A 15314-nucleotide genomic window follows, 5' to 3' on the forward strand; every position below is an offset into this window, starting at 1 on the left:
CAGCACGCCCGGCGCGGCGACCCGGTCCCCGGCCAGGTACACCCCGTCGCCGCGGTCCACGGCGGGCCGGTCGCGCCAGGTGGCGCCGGGCGGGTCGACGGCCCCGGTACGGCCGTCCGCCAGCGCCTCGCGCCGCCAGGTGAGCCGCTCCCGCCAGCCGGGGAAGCCCAGGTCCAGCAGCTCGTCCGCGCGGGCGGCGCCCTCGGCCTTCGACGCGCCCGGAGCGACCGGGATCTGACCCTGGATCAGCTCCTCGCCGGCCGGGGCGAGGGTGTGGTCCTGCGCGGTGAACCGCTCCAGCCAGCCGGGCGCATCCAGGTCGGACACGACGAACGGGTCGCCGCGCCGGGTGCGCAGCGCCAGGTCGACCAGGACGGTCCGGCCGCTCGGCCAGGTCAGCGAGGAGTCGCCGAGGAGGCGGCGGGCGGCCTCCAGGGAGGTGGCGACGACCACGGGGGCGCCGGTGGGCAGGGTGTCGACGCGGGACAGGGTCTCGACCCGTACGCCCAGGTTCCAGGCGTGGGCGGCCATCCGGTCGATCAGCGCGCCCCAGCCGCCCCGCGGGTAGTGGGCCTCCGGCGGCAGCTTCGTGGCCCGGCGCAGCCGCTCGTGCACGAACGCGGCGGACAGGGAGCCGGGGTCGTGGTGGAACAGCGCGACGGCCGAGAAGTGCGCGGCGGCCCGGGCGCCCTCCGCGCCGGCGGCCGAGGTGGCCCAGGTGCGGAAGTCGGTGTCCACGGGCGCCCGCAGGCCGGGGCGCAGCAGCTTGAGCATCGCGGGCGGCGGGGTGCGGCGCAGGGCGCCCCGGTGGCGCAGCCGGAGCCGGGCCGCCTCCCGCAGCGGCAGCGGGGCGAGCGGGCCGAGCAGGCCCCGTTCGCGCAGCCAGGTCCAGTGCGGTCCGCCGTTGTAGAGGGCGTGCGGGCCCTCGTTGGTGCGGTAGGGGGTGTCGGCGGTGCGGGCGCGGCCGCCCAGGGTGTGGTGGGCCTCGTACAGGGTGACCTTGGCGCCCGCCTCGGCGGCGGAGACGGCCGCGGTGAGTCCGGCGAATCCGCCGCCGACGACGGTGATGCGGTGCATGACTGGGCTTCTCCCTCGGTCGGGCTCGGTCGGGCGCCGGAGGTGGTGTCCGGCGGCACACAACCAGGACGCGGGGCCGCGCCGGGATGTGACACGCGGGGTGTTTCCGCAGGCCGGGGCGGGTTGTCGGTGGCGGGGTGCAGCATGGGCGCATGGTGCGTGGAGCGACGGGGAGACCGGGTGTGCGGGCGGCGCGGCGGCCGGAGCTGCGGCTGCCGCCCCTGGAGCGGTACGAGGGAGGCGGTCTGGAGCCGGACGGCGACTACGACGGGCGGGAGTTCGCCGGCGCGGACCTCACCGGGCAGGACGGCGCGGGGGCCCGCTTCATGGACTGCGCGCTGCGGGGGTGCGCGCTGGACGAGACGCGGCTGCCGAGGGCGCGGCTGCTGGACTCGGTGCTCGACGGGGTGCGGGGTGTGGGCACGGATCTGGCGGGGGCGACCCTGCGGGACGTCGAGCTGACCGACGCGCGCCTCGGCGGGACCCAGTTGCACGGGGCGGCGCTGGAGCGGGTGCGGGTCCGGGGCGGGAAGATCGACTTCCTGAACCTGCGCGCGGCCGCGCTCAAGGACGTCGTCTTCGAGGGCTGCGTGCTGGTGGAGCCGGACTTCGGCGGGGCCCGCCTGGAGCGCGTCGAGTTCGTCGACTGCACGCTGAAAGGCGTGGACCTGTCGGGCGCGGTGCTGAAGAACGTGGACCTGCGGCGGGCGGCCTCGCTGGAGATCGCGCGCGGGGTGGACCGCCTGTCCGGTGCGGTGATCAGCCCGTCCCAGCTGCTGGACCTGGCGCCGTCGCTGGCGGCGGAGCTGGGGATCGTCGTGGAGGGGTGAAGGGGTGTCCGCACGGAACGGTGTCGAACAGGCGCGCGATATCCGTATGCTCCGCGCATGGGGATCTTCCGGCCGCGCGGCCGTCTCGACATGGTGTCGTCGCCCACCTCCCCGCTGGCTCAGGCAGCCGCCCTGCACGCCGCCGGGCGCTACGCCGACGCGGAGCGGGAGGCCCGGGACGTGGCCGCGTCCCGCGCCCGGCGACGCGACGACGCATGGCTGCCCCTGGCGCTCGGCGTCGCCGCGCTCGCGGTCGGCGCGCAGGGGCGTCATGCCGAGGCCGTCGCCCTCTACGACGAGGCGCTGCCGCGCTTCACCAGGATCTACGGGGGCGGCCGGCTTCTGACGCTGAAGGCGCGCTCCGACCGCGCCCAGGCGCTGACCTCGCTCGGCCGGCACGCCGAGTGCGAGGCGGAGTGCGCGGCCGTCGCGTCGGCCGCGGCCGGCAGCCGCGAGCCGGAAGCGCGGACAGTGGCGCTGGCCGCCCGCAACGGCCGGGTGTTCGCCCTCAGCGCGCTGGGACGCCACGCGGAGGCGGAGGCGCTCGCACGCGAGGCACTGGCGAACGTCCGGGGCCTGCCGGAGCGGTTCGTCCTGGTCCTGCGGCTCAACCTGGCCCGCAGTCTCAACGGCCAGTCCCGCCATGCGGAGGCGCTCGCCGAACTGAAGCCGATCGAGATGGCGCACCGCGCTTCCGCCGCGCCGCAGCGGCACCAGGAAGCCGGCGCCGTCGATCTGGCCGTGGCCACGGCGCTGTTCGGCCTGGGCCGCCGTGACGAGGCGCGGATCCGGGCGACGGCCGGTCACGACGCCTGTCGGGCCGTCCTCGGCCCGGACCACAGCCGCACCGCGGAGGCCCGGGAACTGATCGGACGCATCGACGCCGCCTGACCGGACGGCGTCGACGCGCCGCGCCCGGAACCGGGGCCGTCAGCTCACGCGGGGGAAGCGGGCCTGGAGGGTCCAGATCGCCGGGTTCTCGCCGAGGTCGTCGTGCAGGTCGATCAGGTCGGCCAGCAGGTCGTGCAGGAAGTCGCGGGCCTCGCGGCGCAGTTCGGTGTGCGAGAAGGTCAGCGGCGGCTCGGCGGCCGGCAGCCACTCCGCCTCGATGTCCACCCAGCCGAAGCGCCGCTCGAACAGCAGCCGGTCGGTGGACTCGGTGAAGTCCAGCTCCGCGTGCTGCGGCCGTGAGGCGCGCGAGCCCGCCGGGTCCCGGTCGACGCGCTCCACGATGTCGCACAGCGCCCAGGCGAAGTCGAGCACCGGCACCCATCCCCAGGCCGTGGAGATCTCCCGGTCCGCCTTGGTGTCGGCCAGGTAGACGTCGCCGCAGAACAGGTCGTGCCGCAGGGCGTGGACGTCCGCGCGGCGGTAGTCGGTCTGCGGGGGGTCGGGGAAGCGGTTGGAGAGGGCGTAACCGATGTCGAGCACGTGGGTGATGGTGTCACGGTCCGGCGCCCCCGCCGCCATAGGATCCCGGCGTGCGCACCCCCCGCCCCCTGAGCCGCGGAGCCGCCGCCCTGCTCGCGGTGGTGCTCGCCGCGTGCGGGCCCGGCTCCAGGGCCGAGGGCGCCGGCGACGACGGCGTGGGCGACCCGTACTTCCCGAAGGCGGGCAACGGCGGCTACGACGTCACCCACTACGACCTCGCCCTCGCCTACGACCCCGCCGACCGCCGCCTCACCGGCACCGCGACGGTCGACGCCCGCGCCACCGAGGACCTCACCGCCCTGAACCTCGACCTCCAGGGCCTCGACGTGGACGCCGTCTCCGTCGACGGCGCCGGCGCCCGCTTCGGCCGCGACGGCCAGGAGCTGACCGTCCGGCCGCGTCGCGCCCTCGACCGGGACGCGCGCTTCCAGGTCGTCGTCCGCTACTCGGGGCGCCCGGAGACGGTCACCGACCCCGACGGCTCCGAGGAGGGCTGGCTGCGCACCGCGGACGGGGCGCTGGCGCTGGGCCAGCCGGTGGGCTCCATGGCCTGGTTCCCGGGCAACCACCACCCCTCCGACAAGGCGTCCTACACCCTCTCCGTCACCGTGCCCGAGGGGCTGCGGGCGGTCTCCAACGGCGAACCGGCCGGCGAGGAGAGGAAGGACGGCCGCACCACGTACCGCTGGCACACGGCCGAGCCGATGGCGAGCTACCTCGCGACGGTCGCGATCGGCCGGTACGACGTCCACCGCGGCGAGACCGCCGGCGGGCTGCCGCTGTTCACCGCCGTCGACCCGCGACAGCGGGCCGCGAGCCGCGCGGCCGTGCGGCTGCTTCCCGACGTCGTGGAGTGGGCGGAGCGGCGGTTCGGGCCGTACCCCTTCTCCTCCGCTGGGGCCGTCGTCGAGCGCCCCGGGGACGCCGGGTACGCCCTGGAGACGCAGAACCGGCCCGTCTTCGCGGGCGCCCCCGACACGGCCCTGCTGGTGCACGAGATCGCCCACCAGTGGTACGGCGACTCCGTCACCCCGCGGACCTGGCGGGACATGTGGCTCAACGAGGGGTTCGCCACGTACGCGCAGTGGCTGTACGAGGAGGACCACGGCGGCGACAGCGCGCAGCGCACCTTCGACCGCTTGTACGCCGGCTCGTACTTCCCGGACGCGGGTACCAACGCGGCGCTGTGGTCCTTCCCGCCCGCCGACCCGCCGGACGCGGCGCACATCTCCGCCACGCCCGTGTACTGGCGCGGCGCGATGGTCCTCCACATGGTCCGCAGGACGGCCGGCGACGAGGCCTTCGGCCGGCTGCTGCGCGGCTGGGCGGCGGAGCACCGGCACGGGAACGCGGACACGGACGACTTCACCGCGTACGTCGAGCGGACGGTGCCGGGGAAGGACTTCTCCCGGGTCTGGGAGGAGTGGCTGCACGGGAAGGGACGGCCGGACGGGTCCTAGGCGGGGTCCGGGGTCTGCTCGGGCTCGGTGAGGGGCTTGCGCAGGACCCGGCAGGGGCGGCCGAGGTCCAGGTCGCGGCGGCGGGCGGTCTCCGTGTAGCCGAGGGCGGTCCAGAAGGCGAGGCCCCGGGCGTTGTCCTCCAGCACGGCGAGCCGCACGGCGGTGCGGCCGGCGGCGCGCAGGCGGTCCTCGACGAGCCCGGCGAGGCGGCGGCCGTGGCCCTGGCCGTGCAGGCTCGCGTCCACCATCAGCAGGCCGATCCACGGGTCCGGGTCGGCGGGGTCGGGGTGCACGGCGAGCGTGACGGCGATGCCGACGAGGGCGCCCTTCTCGCGGGCGAGCAGCACCTCCGTGTGCGGGTCGGCCAGCTCCCGGGCGAGCTCGGCCGCGACCTGCTCGGGCCGGACGTCGTACGGGTCCGGGAAGTCGCCGCTGAGGGCGTGGAAGGCGTGGTTGGAGGCGTACAGGGCGGTGACCTCGGTCAGCACGGGGCCGGGGAGGTCGCCGTCCGGGGAGAGGCGCAGCGGGGCGAGGAACACGGGGGCAACCTAGCGCGGGGTCGCGGCGCGGGCGCGGCGGAGCCCCCGCCCGGCGAGACGCGGGCGGGGGCTCCGTCGGGGTCGGTCGCGGTGCGTCCGTCAGACGTTCACGCCGAAGTCCTGGGCGATGCCCACGAGGCCCGAGGCGTAACCCTGGCCGACCGCGCGGAACTTCCACTCCGCGCCGTTGCGGTACAGCTCGCCGAAGACCATCGCGGTCTCGGTGGCGGCGTCCTCCGACAGGTCGTAGCGGGCGATCTCGGCGCCGCCGGCCTGGTTGACGATGCGGATGTACGCGTTGCGCACCTGGCCGAAGTTCTGGCTGCGGTTCTCGGCGTCGTAGATCGAGACCGGGAAGACGATCTTGTCGATGTCGGCCGGGAGGGCCGCCAGGTTGACGTTGATCGCCTCGTCGTCGCCCTCGCCCGCACCGGTGCGGTTGTCGCCGGTGTGGACGATGGTGTTGTCGGGGGTCTGCTTGTTGTTGAAGAACACGAAGTGGGCGTCCGAGTAGACCTTGCCCTGCGTGTTGACCGCGATCGCCGACGCGTCGAGGTCGAAGTCCGTGCCGGTGGTGGTGCGGACGTCCCAGCCGAGGCCCACGGTGACGGCGGTCAGGCCCGGAGCCTCCTTGGTGAGCGAGACGTTGCCACCCTTGGACAGGCTTACAGCCATTGTTGGGAGTCCCTTCCCTCGTTTGCGTAAGGCTACGAAGCTACAGCTACCACCTTGAACGCCGAGAGGGGTCCGCCAGGTTCCAGGTCGCTTTACTTTCTTTACCCGGATGCGGATATTCGGGTGACGTGGGCGGTGCGGGCGCGGGAACCTGTATGTCATGTCCGGTCCCCTTGTCGTACGCGGCTCCGTCTCCCTGCCCGAGGCCGAGCTCATGTGGCGCTTCTCGCGGTCGTCCGGGCCGGGCGGGCAGCACGTCAACACCAGCGACACCCAGGTCGAGCTGCGGTTCGACCTCGCCGGGACCGAGTCGCTGCCCGAGGTGTGGAAGCGGCGGGCGCTGGAGCGGCTCGCGGGGCGGCTGACCGACGGGGTGCTCACCGTACGGGCGTCCGAGCACCGGTCGCAGTGGCGGAACCGGGAGGCGGCGGCGGTGCGGCTGGCGGCGCTGCTGGCGGAGGCGACGGCGCCTCCGCCGAAGCCGCGGAGGCCTACGCGGGTGCCGCGGGGGATCAACGAGCGGCGGCTGCGAGAGAAGAAGCGGCGGTCGGAGACCAAGCGGGGGCGCTCCGCGCGGGACTGGTAAGGGGCGGGTGCCCCTTGTGGTCACCTGCGGGTGGGTGGAGGTCGTCCGCGCAGTTCCCCGCGCCCCCAGGGGGTGTGGGCCGGTGGGCGTTGGACGCGCAGTTCCTCGCGCCCCTTCATGATTTCCTGCGTGCTCCTCGTTGACGTTGACGACCACGCGCGCCCGTGAAGGGAATGTGCGGGCGCTCAGCCCAACTGGCGGTAGCGGCCGCGGAAATAGGTGAGCGGGCCGCCTTCCGCGCTCGGTACGGCGGCCGTCATGACGCGGCCGATGACGAGGGTGTGGTCGCCGGACTCCACGCGTTGTTCCGTGCGGCATTCCAGGGTCGCCAGCGCGCCACCCACCAGAGGCGCCCCGGTGTACTCGCCGCGCCGGAAGGGAATGTCCGCGAACAGCAAACGGTCGCTGAGCCGGCCCTTCATCGAGAAGCGGCCCGCGATGTGCCGCTGGCTCTCGGACAGCACCGACACCGCCCACAGCGGCTGCTCCTCGAGCAGCTCGTCCATGCGGGACCCGGTGCGCAGGCTGACCAGCACCAACGGCGGGTCCAGGGAGACCGACAGGAACGCGGTCGCGGTCATGCCGACGTCCTCGCCGGCCGGCGCCCCGGGGTCGTCCGGGTCCAGCGGCGGCTCCACGGCGGTCACCAGGACCACACCGGCGGCCAGACGGGACATGACGGCACGGAACTCGTCGTTGCTCACCCCCTCAGCATGCCGGGCGGCGGGCGGAACGGTGATCGAGGCCGGGGCGGCGGGAGTGTTCAGCACACCGAAACGCTAATCTCCGCCTCACGGGCACCGCATCGGACCGTGGCCCGAGCCGGGACCTAGGACCAGCGGCCGATCCGGGCACGTTTCATGCACAATCGCCACACAATCCGCGTCGCGGAAAAGGGCCGGGAAACCGCATCCGGACCATGCAATTGTTCACGTTTAGCTGTGACTTGAGTCACAAGGGGCAATAATTGTTGACCCTGTGTACCGGGTGAGCAGCGCGCTGTGATTCAGTGGCGGGGAAGCTGGTGCGACGATACGCCGATGATGACCCTTGATGCGCTGCGAGGTCTCGGGGGGAGGGCGAGGATGGAGACCGAGTCGGAACCCTACGTCCGTCTGGCATCCCTGCGGCAACTCCACCGGGCCATGGCCGACATGAACACGGCGCGCAGTCTGGCGGACACGTTGCAGACGGTCGCCGACGGCGTCGTGGGCGCCCTCGGGTACGAGCTGGCCTGCGTCAATCTCGTACGCCCCGACGGCGATCTCGTGGTCGCCGCCCTCTCCGGGAACGCGGCGGCCGAGGCGCTCATCACCGGCCGGGTCGGCTCCCGTGACTCCTGGGACCGCCGGCTCGCCATGGGCGAGCGCTGGGGCGACCTGGTGTTCATACCGCACACCGAGGGCTGGGTCCTCGACGACGACGACGTCCCGCAGTGGTACACCGACGGGCCCGCTCCCCGCTTCGAGGACGAGTGGCACCCCTCCGACCGGCTCTTCGCCCCGATGTACGCGCCCGGACCGCAGGGCGGCGGCACCTCCGGCGAACTGATCGGCGTGCTCTCCGTCGACCGCCCGCGCAACGGCCGCCGGCCCGGCGCCTGGGGCCGCGAGGCCCTCCAGATGTACGCCTTCCAGGCCGCCATCGCGATCAGCAACGCCCGGCTGCGCTCCAACATGCAGCGCGCCCTGGTCCGCCTGGAGCGCGAGCAGCAGGCGCTGCGGGCCAGCGAGGAGAGCTTCCGGCAGGCCTTCGAGTACGCGCCCTCCGGCATGGCCATCGCCGAGATGGGCGGCGACCAGCACGGCAGGATCCTGCGCACCAACGACGCCCTGTGCCGGCTGCTCGGCCGGCCCGCCTCCGCGATGCGCCGCTACTCCTTCTCCGACCTGGTCCACCCCGAGGACATAGGCACCCTGCTGCGCACCTCCGCCGAGGGCGGCCGGGCGGAGCTGCGGCTGTGCCGCCGCGACGGCACCTACGTGTGGGTCTCCCTGCGCAACTCGGTCGTCGCCGACGCCGCCGACGGGCCGCGCTTCCTGCTCACCCACGTCGAGGACATCGAGGAGCGCAAGCGCCGCGAGCTCCAGCTCGCCCACCGCGCCTCCCACGACTCGCTCACCGGCCTGCCGAACTCCGCCGAGCTGCGCTCCCGGCTCTCCGCCCGGCTGTGCAGCCAGCAGCCGCAGCACGCCCTGCCGGCGGCCGTGGACTCCATGGAGCCCTACGAGTCCTTCGACTCCCACGACGCCGCCTTCGGCCCGCCCGCCTTCGACCGCGGCCACGACTTCGACTTCCCGCCCGGCAGCGACGCGTACGACGGCTTCGACCACCATGTGCACACGATCGCGCCCGCCGCGGGCGCCGACGACGGCGCCAAGGGGCTCGCGGTGCTCTTCTGCGACCTCGACGGCTTCAAGTCGATCAACGACCGGTTCGGGCACAACGCGGGCGACGCGGTCCTCATCGAGGTCGCCCGGCGGCTCAGCAACGGCGTGCGCGACGGCGACACCGTGGCCCGGCTCGGAGGTGACGAATTCGTCATCCTCGCCGACGGGCTCGGCCGGGCCGACGCGCAGGACCTCGCCGTGCGGCTGCGCAACGAGATCATCCAGCCCATCCGGGCCGAGGGACGGGCCGTGCGGGTCGGCGCCAGCTTCGGCATCGGGTGGGCCCACTGCGGCATGACGGCCGACGAAGTGCTGAAGTCAGCCGACGAGCGGATGTACGTGGAGAAACGATCTCGTCCCAAACAGCACAGACGCGCCGGATGACGCCCAGGTCAGCGAGTTGATGCGGTCCGGGTCACCCTTTCGGGTCAAGGGAACCGGGTAGGCTCGGCATCTCCGCACACGTACGTACCCGATCCGCAGCTAGGAGCACAGGGGATGACGCCCGGCAACAACGGCGCGAGCACGCCCGAGGACGACGACCCGTTCGGCTACCTGTACGCCGACGGGCAGGCCAACGGAGCCCAGCCGCCGTCCGGGGGTTACGGCTACCCGAACTCGGTGAACCGGGTGCGGCCGGTCGGTTCCCGCCAGTACGGCCAGCAGGGGCCCGCCCCGCAGGTACCGCCCCAGCAGGGCGCCTTCGGCCAGCCCAGCGCGCACTACGCCGCCCCCGAGACGCTGCCCGGGGGCGCGCCCACCGCGCGCACCCCCCAGCCCTCCCGCGGCGGACGCGGCGGCGGCCCCAACACCAAGGGGCTGCTCATCGGCGCGATCGCCGTGGTCGCGGCGGTCGTGATCGGCATCGGCATCGCCATGATCAGCGGTGACGACGACGACAAGGGCGGCAACGAGGCGGGAGCCACGCCGACCGCCACCCAGGACAGCGGCGAGCCGAGCCCGTCGTCCTCCGAGGAGGACAAGGACGAGGACGAGGTGAAGCTCCCCACCATCGACGCGAAGGCCCTCCGCCTGGACGGCGGCGCGACCCTCGCCTCGGAGTTCAAGGGCGCGAAGGCCGACGGTGGCGTCTACGTCACCGGCTTCAACCAGGTCGGCGCGAAGGTCACCTGGACCGTCGACGGTGTGAAGGCCGGCAGCTACCGCTTCTACGTCCAGTACGGCATCCCGGGCGAGGACGCCGACGCGACCATCGTGGTCAACGGCAAGCCCGAGAGCCGCCCGCTGAACATGAAGAACTTCGGCAACACTCCCAAGGGCGACTGGGAGAAGGGCTGGAAGGAGACCTGGGCCAACGTGAACCTCAACGACGGCACCAACACCATCGAGCTGACCTGCGCCGAGGGCAACAAGTGCAACGCCGTCCTTGACCAGTTCTGGCTCGCGGAGCCGTAGAAGCCGTAGGAGGGGAGCACGCCCCTCAGGCCGCCGTGGCCTCTCCCGTGACGGTGACCGTGGCCAGGAGCTGTTCGTAGACCGCCGTGTCGAACTCCCCGGCGACCGGGGAGAGGACCGTGGCGGCCGAGAGGGCTGTGGCGCGGATCAGGCGCTCCGGCCAGGGGCGGTGTTCCACCAGGGCGGACAGCAGGCCCGCGACGGCCGCGTCGCCCGCGCCCGTGGGGTTGCCGGTCAGCGGGGCCGGCGGGGTCGCGCGCCAGCGGCCCTCCGGGGTCACCGCGAGCAGGCCGTCCGCGCCCAGGGACGCGACCACCGTGCCGGCGCCCCGGCGGCGGGCGTCCTGCGTGGCGCGCAACGGCTCGTGGGAGCCGGTGAGTTCGGCCAGCTCCTCCGTGTTGGGCTTCAGGAAGTCCGGCCGGCCCGCCACGCCGCGGCGCAGCGCCGCACCGCTCGTGTCGAGCAGCACCGGCACCCGGGCCGCGCGGGCCGTGCGGACGAGGTTCGCGTACGCGCCGACCGGGACGCCCGGGGGCAGGCTGCCGCACAGGGCCACCGCGGAGGCGGACGCGAGCAGGTCCTCGTAGACCTCCTGGAAGGCGGACCACTCGGCGTGGGTGATGTCCGGGCCGGGTTCGTTCAGATGGGTCGTGGCGCCGGTGCGGTCGTCCAGGAGGGTCACCGTGCGGCGGGTGGCGCCGGAGGCCGGGACCAATGCGTCGGTGAGGCGCGGCACTTCGGTGAGGCGGTCGCGCAGGACGCGTCCTGTGGGGCCGCCCGAGAAGCCCGTGACGGTCACCTCGTGGCCGAGCGCGGCCAGCACCCGGGCCACGTTGACGCCCTTGCCGCCGGGGCGTTCCAGCACCTCGGAGACCCGGTGGGAGGCTCCCGCCCGCAGTGAGGGGACGCGATAGGTGATGTCGAGAGCGGTGTTCAGTGTGACCGTGAGAATCACCGGGCCGACCTCCCCCTCTTGCCTGCCTTCCGTGGCCCCGGGGTCACGATCATGCCAAAAGGAAGGCGGTCGGCCCACCCCCGGGACCGGCCGCCGACGGCCGATCCCGGGGACGGATCAGGCCAGTTGGGGAGCGACCGCCCATTCCCCCTTGCGCATCACGCCGACCAGCTCGAAGGCGCCGTCCAGGACGACCAGGTCGGCGTCCTTGCCGGGCTCCAGCGAGCCGATGCGGTCGTCCAGGCCGAGCAGCCGCGCCGGGTTGGCGGAGACCGCCGCGACGACGTCCTCGACGGGCAGCCCGTCCACCGTCACCGCCCGCTTGAACGCGCGGTCCAGGGTGAGCGTGGAGCCGGCGATCGAACCGCCCTCCACCAGCCGGGCCACGCCGTCGGCGACCTCGACCTCCAGCGGGCCGAGCATGTAGCGGCCGTCGCCGAAGCCTGCCGCGTCCATCGCGTCGGTGATGAAGGCGACCCGGTCACGGCCCGCGTGGTGGAAGGCGAACTGCAGCGCGGCCGGGTGCAGATGGGTGCCGTCGTTGATCAGCTCGACGGTGACCCGCTCGTCCTCCAGCAGCGCGGCGATCGGGCCGGGGGCGCGGTGGCCGAGCGGCGGCATCGCGTTGAACAGGTGGGTGGCGACCCGCGCGCCCGCGTCGACGGCGGCGACCGTCTGCTCGTAGGTGGCGTCGGTGTGGCCGACGGCGGCGATCACGCCGTGCTCGACGAGCAGCCGTACGGAGTCCAGGCCGCCGGGGAGTTCGGTGGCGAGCGTCATCATGCGGGCGTGGCCGTGGGCCGCGTCGATCAGCTTGCGGACCTCCGCCGGGTCGGGGTCGCGCAGCAGGGTCTCGTCGTGCGCGCCCTTGCGGCAGGGGGAGATGAACGGCCCCTCGAAGTGGATGCCGGCGATGTCGCCCTGCTGGGCCAGCTCCGCCAGCATCCCCGCGTGCCGGGCGAGGAAGTCCAGGTCGCCGGTGACGGCGGAGGCGACCACGGTGGTCGTGCCGTGGTGCAGGTGGGTGCGGACGCCCTGGAGGACGTCCTCGGCGGTGCCGCCGGCGAAGGACACCCCGCCGCCGCCGTGGTTGTGGATGTCGACGAAGCCGGGGACCACCCAGTGGCCCGTCAGATCGACCGTGCCGCCCTCGGGGGAGGGGGACGGGGACGCGCCGGGCGCCGTGGCCGCGATGCGCGTGCCCTCGACGGTCACGCTCGCGCCGTCCACGGTCCCGGTGGGCAGGACCACCCGGGCACCGGTGAGAACCTTGGTGGGGGCCATCAGGTGGTTACCTCCGCGAGGTCGGTGGTCTCGATCAGATCCCAGGCGAGCAGGCCCGCGCCCAGGCATCCTGCGGTGTCCCCGAGGGCCGCGGGGACCAGGGACGGCAGCTTCTGGAAGGTGACCCGCCGCCGGACGGCCTCCCGCAGCGGTGTGAACAAGGTTTCCCCCGCCTCGGCGAGCCCGCCACCGATGATCAGCGTGCGCGGGTCCAGCAGGGTGAGCGCGGTGACCAGCCCGTCGGCGAGCGCGTCCACCGCGTCCCGCCACACCCGCACGGCCCGCTCGTCGCCCGAGACGACGGCCGCGGCGCAGTCCGCCGCGTCCGCGTCCGGGTCACCGCTCACCTCGGCCCACGCCCGGCTCACGGCCGACGCGGACGCGTACCGCTCCAGGCAGCCGCGCTGCCCGCAGGGGCACTCCGTGCCGCCGGGCCGTACGACGACGTGGCCGATCTCGCCCGCGAAGCCGTGCGCGCCGGACTCGACCCGGCCGGCGATGCCGATGGCGCCCGCGATGCCGGTGCCGAGCGGGACGAACAGGAAGCGGTCGGCGCCGCGCCCGGCGCCGACGCGGCCCTCGGCGAGTCCGCCGGTGCGCACGTCGTGGCCGAGGGCCACGGGGACGCCGCCGAGCCGCTCGGCGAGCAGGGCGCGCAGCGGGACGTCCCGCCAGCCGAGGTTGGCGGCGTAGGCGGCGACGCCCTCCGCCTCGTCGACGATGCCGGGGACGGCGACGCCGGCGGCCGAGGCCGCCTCGCCGTGGGCGCGGACGCCGTGGGCGCGGAGCTCCGCGGCGAAGTCGAGGATGTTCTCGACCACCGCGTCCGGGCCGCGCTCGCGGCCGGTGGGGCGGCGGGCCCGGTGGAGCAGCTCGCCGTCCGCCCCGACCAGGGCGGCCTTCATCCCGGTGCCGCCCACGTCGAGGGCGATGACATGTCTCACGGGGAACAGTGTGGCCCGCCGACCCGCGAGAGGTCTAGTCCACTCACGTGGTGTAGACCTTAATCCGATAATCGGTTTGACGGACGGCGCTGGGCGCCGGATCAGGGGAGAGCACGTGCGACGGCGGGTCAGGACAAGGACGATCGCGACGATGTCCGCGCTGGGACTGGCAGCGGTCCTCGGCGGATGCGGGGCCGGCGGCGCTTCCTCCGACGTGACCCTCACGCTGGTCGCCGCCGACTACGGCAACGGCGCGGCCGACAGCAGCAAGAAGTACTGGGCCGACCTGGTCGAGCGGTACGAGGCGGACCACCCCGACGTGGACGTCGAGGTCAGCGTGTACTCGTGGAACGACGTCGACCGCAAGGTCAAGGAGATGGTCGACGCCGGCAGCCCGCCGGACATGGCGCAGATCGGCGCGTACGCCGACTACGCCGCCAAGGGCCTGCTCTACCGGGCCGGCGACCTGCTCTCCATCCCCGTCCAGGCGGACTTCCTCTCGCAGCTCTCCGACGCGGGCGAGGTCAACAGCGTGCAGTACGGCATGCCGTTCGCGGCGTCCACGCGGCTGCTGTTCTACAACAAGTCCCTGTTCGCCGACGCCGGGCTCACCCCGCCCACCACCTGGGACGAACTCGTCGAGTGCGCCGAGGAGCTCAAGGCGCGCGGCGTGAAGTACCCGTACGCGCTGCCCCTCGGCCCCGAGGAGGCGCAGGCCGAGACCCTCCAGTGGCTGCTCAGCGGCGACGGCGGCTACACCGACATCGGCGGCACCTACGGCATCGACTCCACGGAGAACATCGAGACCTTCAGCTGGCTGCGGGACGAACTGGTCGGCAAGGGCCTCACCGGGCCCGTCGCACCCGGCAAGCTCGACCGCGCCAAGGCGTTCGAGGCGTTCGCCGCCGGGGACGTCGGCATGCTCAACGGGCACCCCTCGCTGATGGACATGGCGCGCAAGAAGGGCGTGAAGTTCGGCATGGTGCCGATCCCCGGCGCCGAGGGCGAGACCACGTCCACGCTCGGCGTGGCCGACTGGATGATGGCCTTCGAGAAGAACGGCCACCGCGACGAGATCGGCGACTTCCTCGACTTCGTCTACAGCGAGGAGAACGTGCTCGGCTTCTCCCGCGAGTACGACCTGCTGCCCGTCACCAACTCCGCGTCGCGGGCGATGGCGGCTTCGGGCCAGGACAAGGAACTCAAGCCGTTCCTGGACCAGTTGCCGCTGTCGGAGCTGTACCCGGTGGGCAAGACGTCGTGGGCGGCGGTGAACGCGGCGATCAAGCAGAGGATCGGCCGGGCCGTGGAGCCGGGCGGCAGCCCCGCGGGCGTCCTGGGCGAGCTCCAGGCGGCGGCCGTACGGGCGGAGAGCGCGGAGTAGCGGCTAGCCTGCCCGGCATGGGTGACGGTGAGGAACTGGGACGTCTCGAGCGGGACGTGCTCGCGCTGGAGCGGCGGGGGGCCGTGTCGCCGGGGGTGAAGGAGCGGGTGATCCGGGAGGAACTGGGGCTGGCGCCCGTGCGGTACTACCAGCTGCTGAACGCGCTGCTGGATGATCCGCGGGCGCTGGCCCACGACCCCGTGACGGTCAACCGCCTGCGGCGGGTACGGGAGGCGCGGCGCGCGGAGCGGTGAGGCTCCTGGAGCCCGTCCGGCGTTTGAGGACGAGGCGGCCAGGGCCGATGGGGGGTCTGGGGCGCAGCCCCAGGGACGGGACGGGAAGG

General features: G+C 73.7%; 16 protein-coding genes. 8 read left to right on the top strand and 8 right to left on the bottom strand.

From position 1 onward, the window contains the following. Window positions 1-1077 (bottom strand): NAD(P)-binding protein (locus CCN29_RS16320; protein ID WP_086682694.1); only part of this gene is annotated, 1077 nt, incomplete at its 3' end. A 152-nt stretch (window positions 1078-1229) separates the two neighbouring features. Here CCN29_RS16320 and CCN29_RS16325 point away from each other — a divergent pair. Further along, on the top strand, window positions 1230-1907 hold the full coding sequence (locus CCN29_RS16325) for a pentapeptide repeat-containing protein (protein WP_442538390.1): 678 nt from the start codon (window positions 1230-1232) through the stop codon (window positions 1905-1907). 57 nt (window positions 1908-1964) lie between these two features. Beyond that, complete coding sequence (locus CCN29_RS16330) at window positions 1965-2798, top strand: tetratricopeptide repeat protein (protein WP_086682699.1); 834 nt, start codon at window positions 1965-1967, stop codon at window positions 2796-2798. Window positions 2799-2837: 39 nt separating this feature from the next. Here CCN29_RS16330 and CCN29_RS16335 read toward each other — a convergent pair whose 3' ends face one another. Continuing rightward, a complete protein-coding gene (locus tag CCN29_RS16335; RefSeq protein WP_006133888.1) occupies window positions 2838-3338 on the bottom strand; it encodes a hypothetical protein in 501 nt (166 codons plus the stop codon). A gap of 50 nt (window positions 3339-3388) precedes the next feature. On the opposite strand from CCN29_RS16335, the gene CCN29_RS16340 reads away from it, so the two are divergent. Continuing rightward, entirely contained in the window at window positions 3389-4798 is a 1410-nt protein-coding gene (locus CCN29_RS16340) for a M1 family metallopeptidase (RefSeq protein ID WP_086682702.1), read from the top strand. Here the strand turns inward: CCN29_RS16340 and CCN29_RS16345 are convergent. Both CCN29_RS16345 and CCN29_RS16350 read right to left on the bottom strand, forming a co-directional pair. Beyond that, the gene (locus CCN29_RS16345) at window positions 4795-5337 is read right to left on the bottom strand and encodes a GNAT family N-acetyltransferase (protein WP_031064091.1); all 543 of its coding nucleotides are present in this window, start codon (window positions 5335-5337) and stop codon (window positions 4795-4797) included. The two genes, CCN29_RS16340 and CCN29_RS16345, sit on opposite strands and share 4 nt — an antisense overlap. Window positions 5338-5436: 99 nt before the next feature. After that, complete coding sequence (locus CCN29_RS16350; RefSeq protein ID WP_006133885.1) at window positions 5437-6012, bottom strand: TerD family protein; 576 nt, start codon at window positions 6010-6012, stop codon at window positions 5437-5439. A 160-nt stretch (window positions 6013-6172) separates the two neighbouring features. Between CCN29_RS16350 and arfB the strand changes: the two genes are divergently transcribed. Further along, complete coding sequence (gene arfB / locus CCN29_RS16355; protein WP_373297245.1) at window positions 6173-6598, top strand: alternative ribosome rescue aminoacyl-tRNA hydrolase ArfB; 426 nt, start codon at window positions 6173-6175, stop codon at window positions 6596-6598. 185 nt (window positions 6599-6783) lie between these two features. Here the strand turns inward: arfB and CCN29_RS16360 are convergent, their stop codons facing one another. Further along, window positions 6784-7368, bottom strand: coding sequence for a flavin reductase family protein (locus CCN29_RS16360; protein ID WP_031020230.1), 585 nt, complete (start codon window positions 7366-7368; stop codon window positions 6784-6786). 315 nt (window positions 7369-7683) lie between these two features. Between CCN29_RS16360 and cdgB the strand changes: the two genes are divergently transcribed. Together cdgB and CCN29_RS16370 are read left to right on the top strand one after the other, a co-directional pair. Beyond that, window positions 7684-9372 carry a diguanylate cyclase CdgB gene (cdgB, locus tag CCN29_RS16365; protein WP_006133882.1) on the top strand — a complete coding sequence of 563 codons (1689 nt, stop codon included), beginning with the start codon at window positions 7684-7686 and terminating at the stop codon, window positions 9370-9372. 114 nt (window positions 9373-9486) lie between these two features. Then, window positions 9487-10404, top strand: a complete 918-nt coding sequence (locus CCN29_RS16370; RefSeq protein ID WP_086682708.1) for a carbohydrate-binding protein — start codon at window positions 9487-9489, stop codon at window positions 10402-10404. Window positions 10405-10429: 25 nt separating this feature from the next. Here CCN29_RS16370 and CCN29_RS16375 read toward each other — a convergent pair whose 3' ends face one another. The 3 genes from CCN29_RS16375 to CCN29_RS16385 form a co-directional block, all read right to left on the bottom strand. Continuing rightward, complete coding sequence (locus CCN29_RS16375) at window positions 10430-11359, bottom strand: 1-phosphofructokinase family hexose kinase (RefSeq protein WP_031020232.1); 930 nt, start codon at window positions 11357-11359, stop codon at window positions 10430-10432. A gap of 117 nt (window positions 11360-11476) precedes the next feature. Then, complete coding sequence (gene nagA, locus CCN29_RS16380) at window positions 11477-12643, bottom strand: N-acetylglucosamine-6-phosphate deacetylase (protein ID WP_086682711.1); 1167 nt, start codon at window positions 12641-12643, stop codon at window positions 11477-11479. Beyond that, window positions 12643-13587, bottom strand: coding sequence for an ROK family protein (locus tag CCN29_RS16385; RefSeq protein WP_086682714.1), 945 nt, complete (start codon window positions 13585-13587; stop codon window positions 12643-12645). Before CCN29_RS16385 ends, nagA begins: the two co-directional genes overlap by 1 nt. Before the next feature lie 151 nt (window positions 13588-13738). On the opposite strand from CCN29_RS16385, the gene CCN29_RS16390 reads away from it, so the two are divergent. After that, window positions 13739-14971, top strand: coding sequence for an extracellular solute-binding protein (locus tag CCN29_RS16390; protein ID WP_006133877.1), 1233 nt, complete (start codon window positions 13739-13741; stop codon window positions 14969-14971). A gap of 17 nt (window positions 14972-14988) precedes the next feature. Then, on the top strand, window positions 14989-15225 hold the full coding sequence (locus CCN29_RS16395) for a DUF3263 domain-containing protein (RefSeq protein WP_006133876.1): 237 nt from the start codon (window positions 14989-14991) through the stop codon (window positions 15223-15225). Window positions 15226-15314 lie beyond the last annotated feature (89 nt).

The organism is Streptomyces pseudogriseolus, assembly GCA_002154585.1.
GTDB classification, from domain to species: Bacteria; Actinomycetota; Actinomycetes; order Streptomycetales; family Streptomycetaceae; genus Streptomyces; species Streptomyces pseudogriseolus.